Annotated in this window: 14 protein-coding genes; all 14 read right to left on the minus strand. The window is 67.9% G+C overall.

Annotation, left to right across the window (positions count from 1 at the left end; all coding sequences use genetic code 11):
• Window positions 1-179: 179 nt before the first annotated feature.
• The gene (locus L6D75_RS19445; RefSeq protein WP_176517889.1) at window positions 180-1,892 is read right to left on the minus strand and encodes a dipeptide ABC transporter ATP-binding protein; all 1,713 of its coding nucleotides are present in this window, start codon (window positions 1,890-1,892) and stop codon (window positions 180-182) included.
• On the minus strand, window positions 1,889-2,752 hold the full coding sequence (locus L6D75_RS19450; protein WP_176517888.1) for an ABC transporter permease: 864 nt from the start codon (window positions 2,750-2,752) through the stop codon (window positions 1,889-1,891). Before L6D75_RS19450 ends, L6D75_RS19445 begins: the two co-directional genes overlap by 4 nt.
• Complete coding sequence (locus L6D75_RS19455) at window positions 2,749-3,735, minus strand: ABC transporter permease (RefSeq protein WP_176517887.1); 987 nt, start codon at window positions 3,733-3,735, stop codon at window positions 2,749-2,751. Before L6D75_RS19455 ends, L6D75_RS19450 begins: the two co-directional genes overlap by 4 nt.
• On the minus strand, window positions 3,732-5,366 hold the full coding sequence (locus L6D75_RS19460) for an ABC transporter substrate-binding protein (RefSeq protein WP_176517886.1): 1,635 nt from the start codon (window positions 5,364-5,366) through the stop codon (window positions 3,732-3,734). The genes L6D75_RS19455 and L6D75_RS19460 overlap by 4 nt, the downstream gene beginning before the upstream one ends.
• Before the next feature lie 504 nt (window positions 5,367-5,870).
• The gene (locus tag L6D75_RS19465) at window positions 5,871-6,134 is read right to left on the minus strand and encodes a DUF3077 domain-containing protein (RefSeq protein WP_176517848.1); all 264 of its coding nucleotides are present in this window, start codon (window positions 6,132-6,134) and stop codon (window positions 5,871-5,873) included.
• Window positions 6,135-6,279: 145 nt separating this feature from the next.
• The gene (locus L6D75_RS19470; protein WP_176517849.1) at window positions 6,280-6,519 is read right to left on the minus strand and encodes a hypothetical protein; all 240 of its coding nucleotides are present in this window, start codon (window positions 6,517-6,519) and stop codon (window positions 6,280-6,282) included.
• Window positions 6,520-6,943: 424 nt separating this feature from the next.
• Window positions 6,944-8,731, minus strand: coding sequence for an ABC transporter ATP-binding protein (locus L6D75_RS19475; RefSeq protein WP_176517850.1), 1,788 nt, complete (start codon window positions 8,729-8,731; stop codon window positions 6,944-6,946).
• A gap of 132 nt (window positions 8,732-8,863) precedes the next feature.
• Entirely contained in the window at window positions 8,864-10,510 is a 1,647-nt protein-coding gene (locus L6D75_RS19480; RefSeq protein ID WP_176517851.1) for a dipeptide ABC transporter ATP-binding protein, read from the minus strand.
• Window positions 10,507-11,361, minus strand: a complete 855-nt coding sequence (locus L6D75_RS19485; protein ID WP_176517852.1) for an ABC transporter permease — start codon at window positions 11,359-11,361, stop codon at window positions 10,507-10,509. Before L6D75_RS19485 ends, L6D75_RS19480 begins: the two co-directional genes overlap by 4 nt.
• Before the next feature lie 129 nt (window positions 11,362-11,490).
• Window positions 11,491-12,546, minus strand: a complete 1,056-nt coding sequence (locus tag L6D75_RS19490; RefSeq protein WP_176517853.1) for an NADP(H)-dependent aldo-keto reductase — start codon at window positions 12,544-12,546, stop codon at window positions 11,491-11,493.
• A gap of 136 nt (window positions 12,547-12,682) precedes the next feature.
• Window positions 12,683-14,032 carry an LLM class flavin-dependent oxidoreductase gene (locus tag L6D75_RS19495; protein WP_176517854.1) on the minus strand — a complete coding sequence of 450 codons (1,350 nt, stop codon included), beginning with the start codon at window positions 14,030-14,032 and terminating at the stop codon, window positions 12,683-12,685.
• Window positions 14,033-14,046: 14 nt separating this feature from the next.
• Window positions 14,047-15,291, minus strand: a complete 1,245-nt coding sequence (locus tag L6D75_RS19500) for an acyl-CoA dehydrogenase family protein (protein ID WP_176517855.1) — start codon at window positions 15,289-15,291, stop codon at window positions 14,047-14,049.
• A gap of 21 nt (window positions 15,292-15,312) precedes the next feature.
• Entirely contained in the window at window positions 15,313-16,245 is a 933-nt protein-coding gene (locus L6D75_RS19505; protein ID WP_176517856.1) for an ABC transporter permease, read from the minus strand.
• A complete protein-coding gene (locus L6D75_RS19510; RefSeq protein WP_176517857.1) occupies window positions 16,242-17,966 on the minus strand; it encodes an ABC transporter substrate-binding protein in 1,725 nt (574 codons plus the stop codon). Before L6D75_RS19510 ends, L6D75_RS19505 begins: the two co-directional genes overlap by 4 nt.
• Window positions 17,967-18,382: the final 416 nt, after the last annotated feature.

Consider the following 18,382-nt stretch of genomic DNA (forward strand, 5'->3'; position numbering starts at 1 on the left):
TCGTCGGCAGGGTCAGATGTGTCTAAGGGAAAGGTCCTTTTGGGATTGTATTCACTATTGCTGGGGCTGCTGCGCAGCCCTTTCGCGACACAAGGCCGCTCCTACAGACAACCGCGTTGCCCCTGTAGGAGCGGCCTTGTGTCGCGAAAGGGGCGCAAAGCGCCCCCAGCAACTTCAAGCTAGATGGCAATCTTCCAGAGCCGTGATTCGTCAAACAGGTCAAACGCCTCGTGCGCCAAATCCAGCGGCGGCACCACCAGTTCGGCGCCGCTGCCAGGCAAGCGCGGCACCGCACCGAGCAACCGCTGGGTGTACTCATGCGTCGGCCGCTCGAACAACTGCTCCACCGGCGCCTGCTCCACCACCTGGCCATGGCGCATCACCAGCACATCGTCACTGACATGGCGAATCACCCCCAGGTCATGGGAAATGAACAAGTAGGCCAGGCCCAACTCCTCCTGCAGGTCAGCCAGCAGGTCGAGCACCTGCGCCTGCACCGACACATCCAGCGCCGACACCGGTTCATCGCAGATGATCAGCTTCGGCTCGCTGGCAATCGCCCGGGCGATCGCCACCCGCTGGCGCTGCCCGCCGGAAAGCTGCAACGGCCGGCGCTGGCCCAGCTCGGCCGGCAGGCGCACCTGGCCGAGCAGCACGGCAATGCGCGCAGGCCTTGCCGCCGCCTCGATGCCGGCCACCTGCAAAGCGTCGTCGAGGATCTGCGCCACGCTCCAGCGCGGGTCGAACGAGCCCAGCGGGTCCTGGTAGATCACGCTGATCTCGCGGCGCAGCGGCCTGCGCGCGGCCTCGCTGACGACGTTGGCCGGGCGGTTCCAGGGTTGGCCGCGGTACAGCACTTCGCCCTGGTCGGGCTGCAGCAGGCCCAGGGCGATGCGCGCCACGGTGGTCTTGCCCGAGCCAGACTCGCCGACGATGCCCAGGGTGCGCCCGGCACGCAGGGTGAAGTCGACGCCCTGCACCACCTGGCGCAACAGCCCGTCCGGGCCGAGGTAGCGCTTGCCCAGGCCACGGCCTTCGAGCAGCACGTCGCTCTTGAACGCTGGCCTCGGCTCACGCCTTGCCCCCGCACGTTCCGGCGACAGCCGGCTGCCACGCGGGTGCTCGGCCGGCACCGCCGCCAGCAGCGCCTGGGTGTAGGGGTGGCGGGGCTGGCGCAGCACCTGCTGCATCGGCCCCTGCTCCACCACTTCGCCATGGCGCAGCACCACCACCTCGTCGGCCAGCTGCGCGACCACCGCCAGGTCATGGCTGATGATCAGCAACGAGGCGCCACGGGCCTTGATCTGCTGGAACACTTCGAGGATCTGCGCCTGCACCGTGGCATCCAGCGCCGTGGTGGGTTCATCGGCGATCACCAGCGCAGGGTCCAGCGCCAGGGCACTGGCAATCAACGCCCGCTGCCGCAGGCCACCGGACAGTTGCCCCGGGCGCTGGCGCGCACGCAGCTCGACATCCGGCACGCCGACCCGCGCCAGCAATTCGTGCACCCGCGCAGCGCGGGTATGGCGGTCGCCATATCGATGGGCCTGCAGCACTTCGAGAATTTCCTTGCCCACCGGCCGCAGCGGGTCCAGCGACACCAGCGCATCCTGCAGCACGAAGCCGATGTCCTTGCCGCGTACCGCACGCCATTGGCGTTCGCTCAGGCCAAGCAGGTCGTGGCCGTCGAAGCAGAGCCTGCGTGCACTGACCTGCGCCCGCGCACCGGCCAGGCCGACCAGGCTGCGGGCGCTGACGCTCTTGCCAGAACCCGACTCGCCAACCAATGCCACGCAGCGCCCCGGTGCCAGCACCAAGGACAAGTCACGCACCACGCTGCGGCCCTCGAAGGCCACGTTCAGCCCCTCGACGATCAAGGTCTTGTCACTCATGGCAGGCGGCCCTCCAGGCGGTGTTGGATGTAGCGGCCAGCCACGGTGGTGGCCAGGGTGGTGAGGACGATGAACAGGCCGGGGAAGAAGGTCAGCCACCAGGCATTGGCGATGAAGTCGCGGCCCATCGACAGCATGGTCCCCCACTCCGGCGCCGGCGGCCGCGCGCCAAGGCCCAGGAAGCTCAGCGCCGAGGCCCAGACGATGGCCTGGCCCACGCCCATGGTCAGCGTCACCAGCAGCGGCCGCATGGCGTTGGGCAGCAGCTGGCGCAGGACGATGCGCGAGGTTGGGTGGCCCAGCGCCCGCGCCGCTTCGATGTAGCCGGCGTTGCGCACCGCCAGCACCTGGCCACGCACCATGCGCGCATACCCCGGCGCACCGCCCAGCCCGGTGGCGACGATCAGCGGGCCGACGCCGCTGCCGAACACCGCCACGAACAACAGCGCCAGCACCAGGCTGGGGAAGGCGAACAGCACTTCCAGCAACCAGCCCACGGCGCGGTCCAGGCGGGCGCCGCCCAGGCCGCCGAGCAGCCCGAGGGTGATGGCGATGGCCATGGAAATGGCGGTGGCCGCCACGCCGATCAGCAGGCTTTGCCGGGCGCCATGGATGATCCGCGCAAAGATGTCGCGGCCCGATTGGTCGGTGCCCAGCCAATGCGCCCAGCTTGGCGGCTGGAAGGCTTCGCGCGGGACGATGGCCAGCGGGTCGATGGCGGTGAACAGCCCCGGCGCCAGCGCCGCCAGCAGCAGCGCGAAGAGGAACAGGATGGCCAGGCTGGCGCTCAACGACGGCAGCTTCAGGTGCCGTTGCCGGCGTTGCGGCGCCAACGCGCGTTCAAGGATCAGGTCAGTCATGCGGCGGCCTCCTGTTGCCGAGGGTCGATCCACTGGTACAGCAGGTCGACCAGAATGTTCGCCAGCACGTAGCCGGCGGCGACCACCAGGCTGATGCCGATCACCAGCGGCAGGTCCTGGGCTTGCACCGCCTGGTACAGCTGCCGGCCCACGCCCTTGCGCGAGAAGATCACCTCGCACACCACCGCGCCGCTGATCAGCGCGCCGATCGCCCAGCCGGAAAGCGACACGCCGGGCAGCAAGGCATGGCGCAGGGCATGGCGAAAGCGCACGGCCAGGTCGCTCAGGCCACGGGTGCGGGCGGTGAGCACGAAGGGTTGCTCCAGGGTCAGTTCCAGCGATTCGCGGGTGACCTGGGCGATGAACCCGGCCAGCGGAATCGCCAGCGAAAAGGCTGGCAACACCAGGCTGGCGAAGCTGTCGCTGCCCGCCGGCGGGAACCAGCGCAGGCCGAAGGCGAACACCACCAGCAGCACCACGCCGAGCCAGAAATGCGGCAAGGCCGCGCTGAGGGTTTCGGCCAGCGACGCCAGGCCACCGACCCACTTGCCGCGCCCGGCGGTGACCACGGTCAGCAGCAGCACCAGCAACCAGGCCAGCACCAGCGCCGCGATTGTCAGCTGCAGGGTTGCCCCACCCTGCTCGGCGAGCACGCGGGTGACAGGCAAGTGCTGCGAGTAGGACACGCCGAGGTCGCCCTGCAACAGGCGCCAGAGATAGAGCAGGTATTGCACGGCCAGTGGCTTGTCCAGGCCGTATTCCTGGCGTGCGGCCTCGATCGCCTCGGGCGTGGGGTTGCCGCTGGGGCCGCCGAGAATCGCCAGCACCGGGTCGCCCGGCATCAGGCGCAGGGCGAAGAAGGTCAGGGTCGCCACCGCCCACAGCACGAGCACACCACCGCCCAGGCGGATGGCAGCACGCCGGCCCAGGGCAGCCAGGCGTTCGCGCCGTGGGTCGGTGACTGCAAGTGTCGTCGTACTCATTTGTTCACCCATGCGTCATAGAGGTAGGTCACCGCCAGCGAAGGCTCCAGGCGCACGCCGTGGGCGGTCTTGTAGATGCCCAGGCGCGTGCTTTGCGGGTAGGTGGTGAGTTGCAGGTACTGCGCGGCGGCCTGTTGCTGGGCCTGCAAGTAGCGCTGGCGGCGCAGGTCCGGGTCCTGGGTGGCCAGGGCGCTGTCGAGCAGCGCATCGAACGCGGGGTCGGCGTAGCCGGAGGAATTCTGGTGATAGCCGCCGACCCCGGCCGGCTGCACGAAGGCGCTGGTGAAGATGATGCGCAGCACGTCGGGGGTGTTGGTGTTCCAGTAGCCGATGCGGATGTCGTAGTCCCAGGCGGCCTGGCGTGCGGTGACCTGGGCATCGCTCATCTGGTCGAGCACCAGTTCCAGGCCGGCCTGGCGCGTGGTGGCCTGCACCTGCTCCCAGAGGGTCAGCTCCGACGGCGCGGTGCGCGCGCCGATCAGCACCACGGCGCGCAGGCGCTGGCCATTTTTGCTTCGATAACCTTGGCTGTCGCGCCCGGTCCAGCCGGCGTCGTCGAGCAGCTTGGCGGCGCGGGCCGGGTCGTAGTCCTGGCTGTGCTCGAAGCCGCCGCTGTAGAACGGCGTGGCCACGCTGAGCGGCCCGCCGGCGCGGGGGAACTCGCCGAAGTACACGCTCTTGAGCGCGCCCTCGACGTCGGCGCTGCGCACGAAGGCCTCGCGTACGCGGATATCGTCGAACGGCGCGCGGCGCAGGTTGAAGGTGCCGTTGGTGGGGTTGCCCGGGCGCTGGGCGATGATCAGGTCGACATCCGGGTTGCGCCGCGCCGCCTCGTGCGACTCGGGCGGCAGCGTCTCGATCACGTCCACCTCTCCCGCCTGCAGCGAGGCGAAGCGCACCGACGGCTCCTGAATGAACTTCCAGACGATGCGCTCCAGGTAAGCCGGGCCTTGGTGCTGCGCAGTCGGCGGCGCCCAGTTGTAGTCCGGGTTGCGCACCAGCTCCACCTGGTTCTGCCGGTCCCAGCGCAGCACCTTGAACGGCCCGCTGCCCACCGGGCTTTCACAGTTCTCGTCGCGGCTGCGGGTGAGCGCGGTGGGCGACTGGATGCCGAGAAAACCCTGGGCCAGCACTTCGAGGAAGGCGGCGTAAGGCGTGGCCAGGGTGACCCGGGCGGTGTAGTTGTCCAGCACCTCGGTGCCGCGGTATTGGCGGATGTAGCCACCGGCGGTGCTGGACTGGGTCTTGGGGTTGGCCATGTGGTCGAGGTTGGCCTTCACCGCCTCGGCGTTGAACGGCGTGCCATCGGTGAAGTGCACGTCGCGGCGCAGGTGGAAGGTGTAGTGCAGGCCATCGGGCGAGACCTCCCAGCTTGTCGCCAGCCACGGGCCGATCTGGCCGTGGCTGTCCATCGACACCAGCGAGTCGAGGTATTGCTGGGCGACGAACACCTGAGGCATGTCGCCGGCCACGTGCGGGTCCAGGCAGGTGGGCTCGCGGTCGGTGGCGTAGACCAGCGTGCCGCCGCTGATGGGTTGGGTGCTTTGCGCGGTGTGTTGCTCGGGTTTTTCGCAGCCGAGCAAGGCCAGTGCGGTGCAGAGCGGGATCAGGGGGAGAATGGGTTTGTTCAAGGGCGCTCCTGCGGGGACTGGGCTTTGCAAGGCCTGTTGCAGGAGTTGTGCCGGGTTCAATGGCTTGATTTTGTTGGGGTTTGGCGGGTGAGTGGTGCTGGTGCCAGGGCAAAGTGTGTGGTGGGTGTTGGTGGGGCGACACCGAGCGGTTGAGCAAGGAGGTGCAGGCCGAGCGATTTGTGGCGCCCATGAGACCGAGCGCCGCCCGCGCGGCGCATCGCGGATAAATCCGCTCCCACATTTGTTGCAACGTGCCACGGTCTGTCAGGCCACGGTTGTCCGCCTTTGGCGCCCGCCGAAAAATTCAGGCGAGCCCAGCGCCCCCAAAAAAATCGCGTCATATTCACAAGGCTGGCAACCATGGCCTATCAGGCATAGGCACGTTGCAACAAATGTAGGAGCGGATTTATCCGCGATGCGCCGCGCGGGCGGCGCTCGGTCTTATGTCCGCTGTAACTCTCCCGACGAACACTTCTGGCGACAACACCTAATCAAGACAGCCCCTCAGTGCATCATGCCCAGCTCGGCATCATCCATCAGTGCCTTGGCCATGGCGCTCAGGTAGTGCGCGGCCCAGATCATCATGGGTTTCTCGTCCATCAGGCCGATGATGGTCAGCTCCCGTACATAGCCCATCAATTCCGAGGCCTGTTCGCGGGCATTCTGGCAAGGGATGCCGGGCTCGATGCGGAACAGGGGGTGGGTCTGGTGTTCGCCTTGGCAGAAGGTGGTTTTGCCGACGGTGAAATGGGTGTCGCGTGTGGTCATTGGTTATCTCCCTGAAATTTTTGCTGGCTGTGCTGGCCTCTTCGCGGGGCAAGCCCGCTCCCACAGGTATTGCTCAGGCCCGAGTTCATGTGGGAGCGGGCTTGCCCCGCGAATAGGCCAGCACAGCCAACACATCACTGATGGCCTAGTGCGAAGTCCTGGGCTCAGCCGGCATCTGCACCTGAATCAACATGGACTCCAGCATCACCCGCAACGCCTCTACTTCATGCATCGACGCCATCATCAGAATCGACGCGGGCGATTTGGGCTGTAGCAGAAGGGCCTGATGCATCACGGTCTGCGCGCACAGGGCGTAGTCCGTGGCCTGGATGAGGATGTCTTCGAGGGATTGGTTGAGTGGGGGATCGGGGACGATTTTCAACATAAGTAGTATCCGTTTTTGGGGCGACCACCCTCTGCTGTCAAACAGAAAGGTGGCAGCTGTGCATAGGTTGACAGACCGGCGGATACCAGAACCGGCGCACGCAAGCGTGCCCCATGCACAGCCGCCATAACGGCACAACCATGCAAAGTATCTCGTTACGGCCTGTCAAAGCCGTGTCGTCGATATGCAACGACAGGCCGAGACTAGAGAGCTGCCCAAGCGACCGCAACGAGAAAAAGGCGGTAGGAGTATCTTTGGGAAATGTCCTACAGGAAAGAGGTTAAAACTGATTTTCTTGGGTGTTCGACGGGAGATGGTTTTCGCCTGTGAGATCGAGCGCCGCGCGGGCGGCGCTCGATCTCATAGGCGCAAAAACCCTTAAGGCAAACACTTCAAAACCCTTAAGGCAAGCCCTTCAAAACCCTCACGCCACCTCCCCCTGCCGGCTCCACAACCGATGGTAATACCCCCGCCGCGCCAGCAACTGCGCATGGCTGCCATCCTCCACCACCCGCCCATCATCGAACACCACGATCCGATCCAGGTGCGCCACGGTCGACAACCGATGCGCCACCACGATCACCGTCTTGTCCTCCATGATCTCGTCCAGCTTGTCCTGGATGTACCGCTCGGTAATCGAATCCAGGCTCGAAGTGGCTTCGTCCATCACCAGGATCGGCGCGTTCTTCAGCAGCACCCGGGCAATGGCGATGCGCTGGCGTTGGCCACCGGACAACTTCACCCCGCGCTCCCCCACCAACGAATCGAAACCCAGCTCCATGGACTCGATGAAGTCCCGCGCCCCGGCCCGGTCGATGGCCGCCTGCACGGCCTCATCGCCGGCATCCAGGCGCCCGTAATGGATGTTTTCGCGGATGCTGCGATGAAACAGCCCCGGCTCCTGCGGGATCAGCCCCACCTGCTCGTGCAGCGAGTGCTGGGTCACCGTGCGCACGTCCTGGCCATCGATCAGCACTTGCCCGCCGTTCACGTCATACAGCCGCAACAGCAACCCCAGCAGCGTCGACTTGCCCGAGCCGGAAGCGCCCACCAGGCCAACGCGCTGGCCTGCCGGGATATGCAGGTTCAGGCCCTGAAAGATTGGCCGCCCCGGGTGATAGCCAAAGGTCACATCGGCAAAGCGCACCTCGCCCCGCTCCACCTTGAGCGGCTGCGCCTGGCTGGCATCGCGCACCTCATGCGGGCGCACCAGCGTGCGCACGCCGTTGGCGATGTTGCCCATGGCTTCGAAGAACTCCAGCAGGCGCCGTGACAGGCCGGCCACGTCGGTGATGATCATCAGCGACAGGCTGGTGGCGGTGACGAAGGTGGCGATGTCGATGCTGCCGCGCTGCCACAGCCACAGCGCCAGCAGCAGGATGCCGAGCTTGAGCAGCACACCGCAGGCGTTCTGCAGCCAGCGGATCTTTTCCATGTAGCCCAGCGAGCGGTCGGCGGCGGCCACCTCGCGGTCGAGAAAGCGCCCCAGGTAACTGTGCTCGTAGGGGTGGCGGGCGAACAGGCGGATGTTGGTGAGGTTGGTCACTGCGTCCACCACCTTGCCGGTGCTCACGCTGCGCGCGGCGGCGAAATCGCGGGCCAGGGGGTGGCTGCGGCGGGCGAGGAACCAGCACAGGGTCAGAAAGCCCAGCGCCCACAGGCCCATGAACGCGGCCAGCCAGGCGTTGGCGGTGGCCAGCAGGACCACCGCCAGGGCCAGGGTGGCCAGCAGCGGGATCAGGTCGAAGATGAGGATGGCCAGGGTCTGGGTGGTGCCCAGCGCCACTTCGCTGATGCGGTGCGCCAGGGCGCCGGCGAATTCGCTGGTGATGTAGCGGTGCGAATGGCGTTGCAGGTAGGCGAACAGCGCCTGGGTCACGGCGCGCCGCTGGCGCGGCACGGTATGGATGTGCAGGCCGCTGGCCAGGCGCATGCTGAGCATTTCCACGGCCAGCAGTGCAGCAAAACCAGCCAGGGGCCAGGCCAGGGCATCGACCGCGCGCGCGGCGTCCAGGCCCTGGCTGACCAGGCGGGTGAGCTGGCCCAGTTGCCAGGGCACCAGCACGGCGCAGAGCACCGAAAGGGTCTGCAAGGCGAGCATGCCGCCGTAGGCCAGCGGGTGGCGCAGGATGAAGGCGCGGACGAAGGCCATGGGGGTGTCGGGCAGGTGGCGGATGTCCCAGCCATCGGGGAGGCGGTGGGTGGATGTCACGGTGGTTTCCTCAGAGTTCAGGTGCTGCCACTGGCCCTATCGCCGGCAAGCCGGCTCCCACAGGGGCCCCACAATTTCTAGCGTTGTGGGGTACCTGTGGGAGCCGGCTTGCCGGCGATAGGGCCGGTGGCTTCAAACAGCAATCCGGCTGACCCAGCGCGGCTGCGCCGCTGGCAAACTGGGCACGGCATCGAGCAGTGCGCGGGTATAGGCATGGCGCGGCTGGCGCATCACTTGCTCTACGCTGCCCTGCTCCACTACCCTGCCCCCCTGCATCACCAGCACCTGGTCGCTCACCTGCTCCACCACGCCCAAATCGTGGGAGATGAAAATGCACGCCAGGTTGAGTTCGGCCTTGAGCTCGGCCAGCAGCGCCAGAATCCGCGCCTGCACCGACACATCCAGCGCCGACACCGGCTCGTCCAGCACCAGCACCCGCGGCTTCATCGCCAGCGCCCGGGCAATCGCAATGCGCTGGCGCTGGCCCCCGGAGAGCTCCAGCGGGCGCCGGTCGAGCACGTTGCCGGGCAGCTGCACCCGCTCCAGCAACGCCGCCGCCTCGGTACGCCGCAACCCTCGCGGCACGCCGGCCTGGGCCAGTGCCTCGGACAGCACCCGCAATACCGTGTAGCGCGGGTCGAACGAGGCCAGCGGGTCCTGGAACACCACCTGGATGCGCTGGCGTACCTGGCGCTGCTGCTCGGCGGTGAGTGCCAGCCAGTCTTCACCGGCAAAGTGCACGGTGCCTTGCTCCGGGCGATCCAGGCCGAGCAGGATGCGCCCCAAGGTGCTCTTGCCGGAGCCGGACTCGCCGACCACTCCCAGCGTCTGCCCCGCCCGCAGCTGCAGGGAAACGTCCCTGAGCACCGGGCGCGGCTGACCGTCCGGGCCGATGAAGGCCTTGCCCAGGCCCCGGGCCTCGAGCAGCACCGGTTGTTGGTTCACGGCTTGCTCCAGCAACGCCAGCGTCGGCACCAGCGGCCGCTGGAAATGCACCGCCCGCGCAGCACGCAACAGGCGCTGGGTGTAGGGGTCTTGCGGGTCTTGCAGGATCTGCTCGGCGCTGCCCTGCTCCACCACCTGGCCATGGCGCATCACCGCCACCTGGTCGGCCAGGCGCGCGACCACCGCCAGGTCGTGGCTGACCATCAGCAGGCTATTGTCATGCGCCCGCAGTTGCGCCAGCAGGTCGAGGATCTGTGCCTGCACCGTGGCATCCAGCGCGGTGGTCGGTTCATCGGCGATCAGCAGGCGCGGCTGGCAGGCGATGGCCGAGGCGATCAGGGCGCGCTGGCGCAGGCCACCGGAAAGCTGCCAGGGGTATTGCCGGGCGCGCACCTCGGGCTCGGGCACGCCGACCTGGCGCAGCAGCTCCAGCACGCGCAGGCGGCGCTGTTCGTTGCTCAAGCGGGTGTGCTGAAACAGCGGCTCTTCGATTTCGGCGCCGACCCGGCGCAACGGGTCGAGCGAGCCCAGCGCGTCCTGCATGACGAAGCCGACCCGCCCGCCGCGCAGGCGCTGCCAGGTGGCCTGGTCGACGCCGAGCAGGTCCTGCCCGGCGAACGCCAGGCGCTGCGCCTGCACCTGTGCGCCGGCGCCGGTCAGGCCGACCAGGGTGCGGGCGGTGACGCTCTTGCCCGAGCCGGACTCGCCCACCAGCGCCAGGCACTGCCCAGCCTGCAACTGCAGGCTCACGCCGTGCACCACCGGCACGCCGTTGAAGCTCACCCGCAGGTCGCGGATATCCACCAGCGGTGGCTGAATCTCGAAAATGCTCATGGTTGCCTGCCCTCGCTGCGGCGTAGCCAGTCACGCCCGATGGCGGTGATGGCGATGACGGTGATGGTGATTGCCAGCGCCGGCCAGGCCATCAGCCAGGGGGCGTTGGCCATGAAGTTGCGGGCCACGGCCATCATCGCGCCCCACTCCGGCGCCGGTGGCGGCGCGCCAAAGCCCAGGAAGCTCAGCGCGGCAGCGGCGGTGATGGCGCCGCCCAGGCCGATGCAAGCCAGGATCAGCACCGGTTGCACGGCGTTGGGCAAGACATGCTCGAACACCACCGCCAGCGGCCGGCGGCCCAGGGTCAGCGCCGCCTCGACGAAGCCTGCGTGGCGGATGGTCAGGGTTTGCGCGCGCACCAGGCGGGCGTAGCGCGGCACCGAGGCGATGCCCACGGCGAGGATCAGGTTGCTGGTGCCCTGGCCGAACAGGGTGATGATCACCAGCGCCAGGAGCAGGTCGGGGAACGCCAGCAGCACATCGACGGCGCGCATCAGCAGGTTGTCCAGCCAGGCCGGGGCCAGGCCCGACAGCACGCCGAGCAGCGTGCCCAGGCCGAGGCCGAGCAGGGTCGCGGCCAGGCCGATCAGCAGGGATGGGCGGGCGCCGTGGACCAGCCGGGTGAGTACGTCGCGGCCGTTTTCGTCGGTGCCCAGCCAGTGGGTGGTGTTGGGTGGGAGGTAGGCCAGGCGGGCGTCGGCGGCCAGGGGGTCGGCTGGGGATAGCCAGCCGGGTGCGGCGACGGCCAGCAGCAGCAAGGCGAGCGTGGCCCAGGCAAGGTAAAGCCCGGGGCGGGACAGCCAGCGGGGGCGCGTGGACAAGACCAGAGGTGATGGGGCGATGGCGTTCATGACTGTCCTTCTGATGCAGCGCTATCTGTGGGAGCCGGCTTGCCGGCGATGGGGGCACTGCGGTGCATGGCACCGGCTGCGCCGGTGATCGCCGGCAAGCCGGCTCCCACAAAAGAGAAAAGCATTCGGCTACGGTGCCGGGTTGGGGATGCGCCGGTGCACGGCCTGGATCTGGGCCAGCACTTCTTCGCTCAACTGCGCATCCAGCGCCCCGAGGTTTTCCTGCAACTGCAGCAAGCTGGTCTGCCCGGTGATCGCGCTGGCCACGAACGGCTGGCGGATGACGAAGGCCAGCGCCAATTGCGCCGGGGTCAGGCCGTGTTCGCGGGCGATTTGCACATAGCTGGCGATGGCGCTGTTGGCCTCCTCGCTGCCATAGCGGTTGAAGGTGCGGTACACCGACGACAGCCGCGAACCCTCGGGCCGGGCGCCATTGAGGTACTTGCCGGTCAGCGCGCCGAAGGCCAGCGGCGAATAGGCCAGCAGGCTCACGCCTTCGCGATGGCTGAACTCCGACAGGCCGGTTTCGTACAGGCGGTTGAGCAGGCTGTAGGGGTTCTGGATGCTGGCGATGCGCGCCAGGCCCTGTTCTTCGCTGTGGCGCAGGAACTGCGCCACGCCCCACGGGGTTTCGTTGGACACGCCGATATGGCGCACCTTGCCGGCCTTCACCTGGTCGTCGAGCACGGCCAGGGTTTCTTCGATGGCTGTGGTTTGCGGGTGGTCGTCGGCGTAGGGGTATTCGCGGATGCCGAAGAAGTTGCTGGTGCGGTCGGGCCAGTGCAGCTGGTAGAGGTCCAGGTAGTCGGTGTTCAACCGGCGCAGGCTGCCTTCCAGGGCGGCGACGATATTCTTGCGGTCGTGGTGCGACAGGCCATCGCGGATGTGCGCCTGGGCGCCGGGCTCGCGGGAGGGGCCGGCGATCTTGCTGGCGAGGATGTACTTGTCACGGTTGCCGCGGGCTTTGATCCAGTTGCCGATGTAGCGCTCGGTGGTGGTCCAGGTGTCGGCGTGGGTGGGGGTGGGGTACATCTCGGCGGTGTCGATGAAGTTGATGCCGGCGGCGAGGGCGGCGTCCAGTTGCTGGTGGGCGTCCTGTTCGCTGTTCTGGTGGCCCCAGGTCATGGTGCCGAGGCTGAGCAGGCTGACTTGGAGGTGGGTGTGGCCTAGTGGGCGGTAGCGCATGGGTGGGTCCTTGGGTTGGGATTGGGATCTTGGGGCTGCTTTGCAGCCCTTTCGCGACACAAGGCCGCTCCTACAGAACACCGCGATCCTCTGTAGGAGCGGCCTTGTGTCGCGAAAGGGGCGCGCAGCGCCCCCATCAAACAGCCGACACAATCTCGCGCCGAGCCTCGGAAAACTGGTTCACCGCCTTAGGCAACCCCAAATGCTCACGCAAGGTCGTGCCGCTGTACTCGGTCCGGAACAACCCACGCTTCTGCAGCAACGGCACCACCTCCTCAACAAACACCCGCGCCCCCGACGGGAACATGTCGGGCATGATGTTGAAGCCATCCCCTGCCCCCGCCAGGAACCACTCGGCCAAGGTGTCGGCGACCTGCTCAGGCGTGCCCACCGCCAACCGATGCCCCACCAGAATCCGCCGCGACAGCTGGCGAATGGTCAGGTTCTCGCTGCGCGCCAGGTTCAGCTGCGCCTCCAGAAAGCCATGCGAGCCGCGCTCGAAGTCCGCCACCGCGCCAATCCGTTCCCACGGCAGCGGCGCGTCCGGGTCCAGCTCGCGCGCGTCGATGCCAATGCGCCCGGCCACCTGCTGCAACAGGCCATGCTCGCCATGCCAGGCATTGAGCTCGTCGAAGCGGGCATGGGCCTCGGCCTCGGTGCTGGCGATCACCGTCGACAGCCCCGGCATGATCTTCAGGTGCTCGGGGTTGCGCCCCCAGGCCTTGGCCCGGGCCTTCATCTCGCGGTAGAAGGCCTGGCCGTCGGCCAGGGTGGTCTGGGTGGTGAAGATCGCATCGGCATAGCGCGAGCCCAGCGCCTTGCCGCCTTCGGAGGAGCCGGCCTGCACCAGCACCGGCCGGCCTTGCGGCGAGCGCGGCAGGTTGAGCGGGCCGCGCACCTGAAAATGCTGGCCCTTGAAATCCAGGGTGTGGACCTTGCGCGGGTCGGCGAAGCGCCCGCCTGCGCGGTCGCCGATGATCGCGTCGTCCTCCCAGCTGTCCCACAGCTTCAAGGTCACGTCGACGAACTCCTCGGCGCGCCCGTAGCGGTCGACGTGCAGCGGTGCGCCGGTCAGGCCGAAGTTCTGCGCGGCGGCGTCACCGGCGTTGGTCACCACGTTCCACGCGGCGCGGCCGCCGCTGATGTGGTCCAGCGAGGCGATGCGCCGGGCCAGGTTGAACGGCTCGTTGTAGGTGCTGGAGCAGGTGGCGATCACGCCGATGCGCTCGGTGGCCGCGGCCACGGCGGTCAGCAGCACGGTCGGCTCCAGGCGCCCGCCCGGTTGGCTGGACACGTCGGGCGGCAGTGCCGGGCCGTCGGCCAGGAAGATCGCGTCCAGGCAGCCGCGCTCGGAGAGCTTGGCGATGTCGCGGTAGTAGTTGACGTCGATGTAGGCATCGATCGCCGCCTCGCCCTGGCGCCAGGCGCCTGAGTGCGAGCCGAAACCGAGGATGTTCATGCCCAGGCTCATCTGTTTGCTGCTCATCGTGGTTCTCCTGTTCACACCGCGCTGGCTTCGTCGCCGCTGCCCTGCCCTGCGCTGGCGGCGGCGTGCCGGGCACGCCAGGCCTGGGCCGGGCTGATGCCGTTGAGGTAGTAGTTGCCCAGCGCCTGTTCGCGCTGGATCGCCGGGTTGTGCGAGGCCAGGGTGCGTGCGTTGCGCCAGTGGCGGTCGAAACTGCGGGCGCGGCTGGTGGCCGAGGCGCCGCCCACTTCGAAGAGCAAGGTGCTGGCCTCCAGCACCTGCGCCAGGACGACCTGCTGGGCCTGGAAGGTGTGGATTTCGGCATCGGTGTACAGCTGCTCGGGCACCTCGCCAGCCTGGCCGGCTTCATCCACCGCCTGCAGGCTCTGGCCGACGGCGCTGACCTGGGCCTCGGCGGCAAACGCCAGGCTGGCCAGGCGGCCGACCACGGCTTGCACCAGCGGGTCTGCGCCCGGCTGCGACTGGCCGGGCACACCGAAGGTGCGGGTACGGCCCTGGACGAAGGCCACGGCGTCGGCCAGCACGGCGCGGGCGATGCCGGCCAGGGTGGCCAGGTGCACCGCCTGGTAGAAGGCGGTGAGGTACGACTCGGCGCGCAGCTCGCCCTTGGCGAAGCGGCGCAGCAGGTGCTCGGGCTGCACGCTGACCTGGGCGAAGCGGGTGGTGCCGCTGCCGGTCAGGCGCTGGCCGAAGCCGTCCCAGTCGTCGACCCGCTCCACGCCCGGGGCGCGGGTGGGCACCGCGAGGCTGACGAAATCGTCGCCATGGTTGGCCACCGCCGCCACCCAGTCGGCGTACAGGGTGCCGGTGCAGTAGTACTTCTCGCCGTCGAGCCGGTAGCCCTCGTCGCTGTCGCTCAGTTGCACGGTGTTGCCGGTGCTGTCGGTACGCTCGGCCATGGCCGCGCCCCACAGCTCGCCGGCCACCACGCGGGCGAACCAGTAGTCCTGGGAGGCAGCGTCATGGGACGACAGGCGCCCTTCGACGAAACCGAAGTGGGCGCGGAAGATCTGCGGCAGGTTGGAGTCGGCCTGGCCCAGGCGCACCAGTTGGCGCAGCAGTTGCGGCAAGGTCGCGCCGAGGCCGCCGTGGCTGCGCGGCACGCGGAGGGCGCCAAGGCCCGCTTCGCGCAGCCAGGCCACAGGCTCCTGGGCCAGGGTGCGCTGCTGCTCGCGGGCCACCGCGCCTTCGGCGATGCGCGCATAAATGGGCGCAAAGCGCGCATCCAGTTCGGCGTCGGTAATCGGGGTTTGACTCATGGCGGTTCCTTTCTCGTGAATTCAGGGGCGCGTGGTGCGCGGGTCGATGGCTTGGGTCGCCAGGTCCACCAGCAGGTTGACCAGCACGTAGAGGGCGGCGGCCAGCAGGGTCACGCCCAGCACCAGCGGCACGTCCTTGTTGGCGGTGGCGTCGAGCATCAGCCGGCCGATGCCCTGGCGGCCGAACAGCAGCTCCAGCACCACCGCGCCACCAAGCAGGCTGGCGAAGACGAAGCCGGCCAGGGTCACCAGCGGCACCAGGGCGTGGCGCAGGGCATGGCGCAGGCGCACGGCGGTGTCGGACAGGCCGCGGGCGCGGGCCTGGGTGATGAAGGGTTGTTCCAGCACCTGCTCCAGCGACTGGCGCAGCACCTGGGCCAGCACTGCGGCAATCGGCAGCGCCAGGGCCAGGCTCGGCAGCACCAGCGAGCGCCAGCCACGCGAGCCGGAGGGCGGCAGCAGGTGGAAATAGAAGGCGAACACCAGCAGCAGCAAGGTGCCGATGACGAAGTTGGGCGCCGACGACAGCACCAGCTCCACCCCCGATACCAGCGCGCGCAAACGCCGCCCGCGGTTGGCGGTGAGCAGCGCCGACAGCAGCGCGATCAGCACCGCCAGCAAGGCCGCGCTGCTGGCCAGGGCCAGGGTGGCGCCGAGCTGCTCGGCAATCGCCTGGCCGACCGGGATGCGCAGGCGGTACGACTCGCCCAGGTCGGCACTGGCCAGGCGCGCCAGGTAGTGGCCGTACTGCTGCCACAGCGGCAGGTCGAGGCCATATTCGGCGCGCACCTGGGCGAGCATTTCCGGGGTCGGCATGGCGTCCGGGCCGCCGAGGATCGCCAGGGCGGTGTCGCCGCCGCTGTACTGCACGCCGAGGAAGGTCAGGCTGGCCGCCGCCCACAGCACGATCAGGCCGTCACGCAGGCGGCGCAGCAAGGTTGCCAGCAGTTTCATGGGTGCTCCTTTTGCTGTGCTCGAGAGCCCAGCCAAACGCTGGTGAACAGCGGAACGTTGTGCGAGCCGTCGAACAGCACGCCGCCGACTGCCTTGCGGTAGGCCAGCAGCATCTGGCTCTCCACCGAGGGCACGGCCGGCACGGTTTCGCCCAGGCGTTGCTGGGCCTGGCGGTACAGCGCACGGCGCTGCGCCGGGTCGGTGCTGCGGCGGGCGTCGCCGAGCAGTTGGTCGAGGGCGGCATCACGGAAATGCCCGACGTTCTGCCCGAGCATCCGCGCGCTGGGGATCGATTGGCTGTGGTAGAGGATGTACAGGCCGTCGGCGGTGTTGGTGTGCCAGTAGCCGCCGCCGATGGCGTCGAACTCGCCGGCATAGCGCAGGGTCATGACCTTGGTGACCGGCAGCAGCTCGATGCGCAGATCGAAGCCGACCTTGCGCAGGTCGGCTTGGGCGGCGACCGAGACGTTGGCCGGGAACGCGGGGTTGTCGTAGGTCAGCAAGGTGGCGCCCAGGCGTTGGCCTGCGCGGGTGCGAAAGCCCTGGCTGTCGCGGCCGGTCCAGCCGGCGGCGTCGAGCAGGCGGCCGGCTTCGGCCGGGTCGAAGGCCAGGGCATCGCGGGCCACCGGGTCGTAGCCTGGGGTGTTGACGGCAAGGAAGTCGCCCTTGGCCAGGTATTCGCCAAAGCCTGAAATCCACGCCAGGCCGTTGCGGTCGATGGCCTTGGCCACCGCCTGGCGCACCCGCACATCGTCGAACGGTGCGCGCTCGACATTGAAGGTGATGCTGCGCGCCGGGTTGCCCTTGCGGATGCGGTTGCGCAGGGTCAATGCCGGGTTGGCGCGGATCGCCGCGGCGTTCTGCGCCGGGGCGTCCAGGGCCATGTCGCTGTCGGCGGCTTCCAGCGAGGTGTAGCGGATCATCGCCTCGGGCACGTAGCTCAGCTCGATGCCGTCCAGGTAGGCCTCGCCAGTGTGGCCGATGGCGGGCGGCGCCCAGTGGTAACCGGGGCGGCGGGCGAAGCTGGCGCTCTGGTCGCGCACCCAGCCGGTGAGCACGAAGGGGCCGGTGCCGATGGGCTGGCTGGCGATGCTCTTGGGCGCGTCGAGTATCTGCCGGGGCGAGATCATGCCCAGCCAGGCTTGCGACAGCACATCGAGAAACGGCGCGTAGGGGGTGCGCAGGGTCGCTTCGAAGGTGTACTCGTCGACCACCCTGCCCTGCAGGTACGGGGCGATGTAGGCCGCGGCCAGGGGCGACTTGGTCTTCGGGTCGCGCATGTGCTCCAGGTTGACCCGCACCGCTTCGGCATTGAAGCGCTCGCCGTCGCTGAAGGTGACGTCGTCGCGCAGGTGGAAGGTGTAGGTCAGGCCATCGGCGCTGATGGTCCAGCTTTTTGCCAGCCACGGCGTGAGGGTGCCGTCCTCGGCCTGGTACACCAGGCAGTCGAAGAGGATGCGCCCCAGCCACTGCATGTTGCCGTTGGACTGGGCGTGGATGTCGAAGGTACCGGCGTCGCTGGCGGCCGAAACGCGCAAGGTGCCGCCGCGCTCGCCGACGCGCTGCTCGACGAAGTCGCTGGCGGGGTAGCGCATGATGCCGTTCACTTCGCTGACCGCTTCGCCCTTGAGGGTGTTGGCCGTTTCGGGCGGTGTGGCGGGCGAGCAGGCGGCCATCAATAATGCGCTGGCCAGCCACCATGGCTGAATAAAGTGGTTCATCGAATGCCGCGACTCCCTTCCTATATAAGGCCAATTGCCTTAGATGCCGAAAGGGGTATTGCAGTTGTCGTGCCAGCTTGTTGGCCGCGTATTTACGGCGCCCACTTGGCCGTGCTCGCCTTGCAAATGAACAAACTGCTCAACCGCTGTTGCATTACCAACAGGTGGGAGCTGGCTTGCCCCGCGAAGCAGGCATCGCGGCGCTTGGCACCGGCTTTTGCCGGTGTTCGCGGGGCAAGCCCGCTGCCACAGAGAGAATGGGTATTTATATATAACCGGCACTGTTCGACTTACAACAGCGGCACAACAAAAGTTGTTATTCCATTCAACATGAAATTTGCAACTTTGGTTCAAGCCCACAACTTCCGGCCTTTTGCCACCTGGCACAGAAACTGCTCTTACCGTTTTCGACAGGC

Origin of the sequence: Pseudomonas faucium (genome assembly GCF_021602585.1) — a bacterium.
GTDB lineage: Bacteria > Pseudomonadota > Gammaproteobacteria > Pseudomonadales > Pseudomonadaceae > Aquipseudomonas > Aquipseudomonas faucium.

Bases quoted from the DNA above. Each gene is read 5' to 3' on its own strand.
- L6D75_RS19510 (WP_176517857.1), bottom strand. From the start codon at position 17,966: ATGAACCACTTTATTCAGCCATGGTGGCTGGCCAGCGCATTATTGATG.
- L6D75_RS19500 (WP_176517855.1), bottom strand. From the start codon at position 15,291: ATGAGTCAAACCCCGATTACCGACGCCGAACTGGATGCGCGCTTTGCG.
- L6D75_RS19505 (WP_176517856.1), bottom strand. From the start codon at position 16,245: ATGAAACTGCTGGCAACCTTGCTGCGCCGCCTGCGTGACGGCCTGATC.
- L6D75_RS19485 (WP_176517852.1), bottom strand. From the start codon at position 11,361: ATGAACGCCATCGCCCCATCACCTCTGGTCTTGTCCACGCGCCCCCGC.
- L6D75_RS19470 (WP_176517849.1), bottom strand. From the start codon at position 6,519: ATGTTGAAAATCGTCCCCGATCCCCCACTCAACCAATCCCTCGAAGAC.
- L6D75_RS19490 (WP_176517853.1), bottom strand. From the start codon at position 12,546: ATGCGCTACCGCCCACTAGGCCACACCCACCTCCAAGTCAGCCTGCTC.
- L6D75_RS19495 (WP_176517854.1), bottom strand. From the start codon at position 14,032: ATGAGCAGCAAACAGATGAGCCTGGGCATGAACATCCTCGGTTTCGGC.
- L6D75_RS19480 (WP_176517851.1), bottom strand. From the start codon at position 10,510: ATGAGCATTTTCGAGATTCAGCCACCGCTGGTGGATATCCGCGACCTG.
- L6D75_RS19445 (WP_176517889.1), bottom strand. From the start codon at position 1,892: ATGAGTGACAAGACCTTGATCGTCGAGGGGCTGAACGTGGCCTTCGAG.
- L6D75_RS19450 (WP_176517888.1), bottom strand. From the start codon at position 2,752: ATGACTGACCTGATCCTTGAACGCGCGTTGGCGCCGCAACGCCGGCAA.
- L6D75_RS19455 (WP_176517887.1), bottom strand. From the start codon at position 3,735: ATGAGTACGACGACACTTGCAGTCACCGACCCACGGCGCGAACGCCTG.
- L6D75_RS19465 (WP_176517848.1), bottom strand. From the start codon at position 6,134: ATGACCACACGCGACACCCATTTCACCGTCGGCAAAACCACCTTCTGC.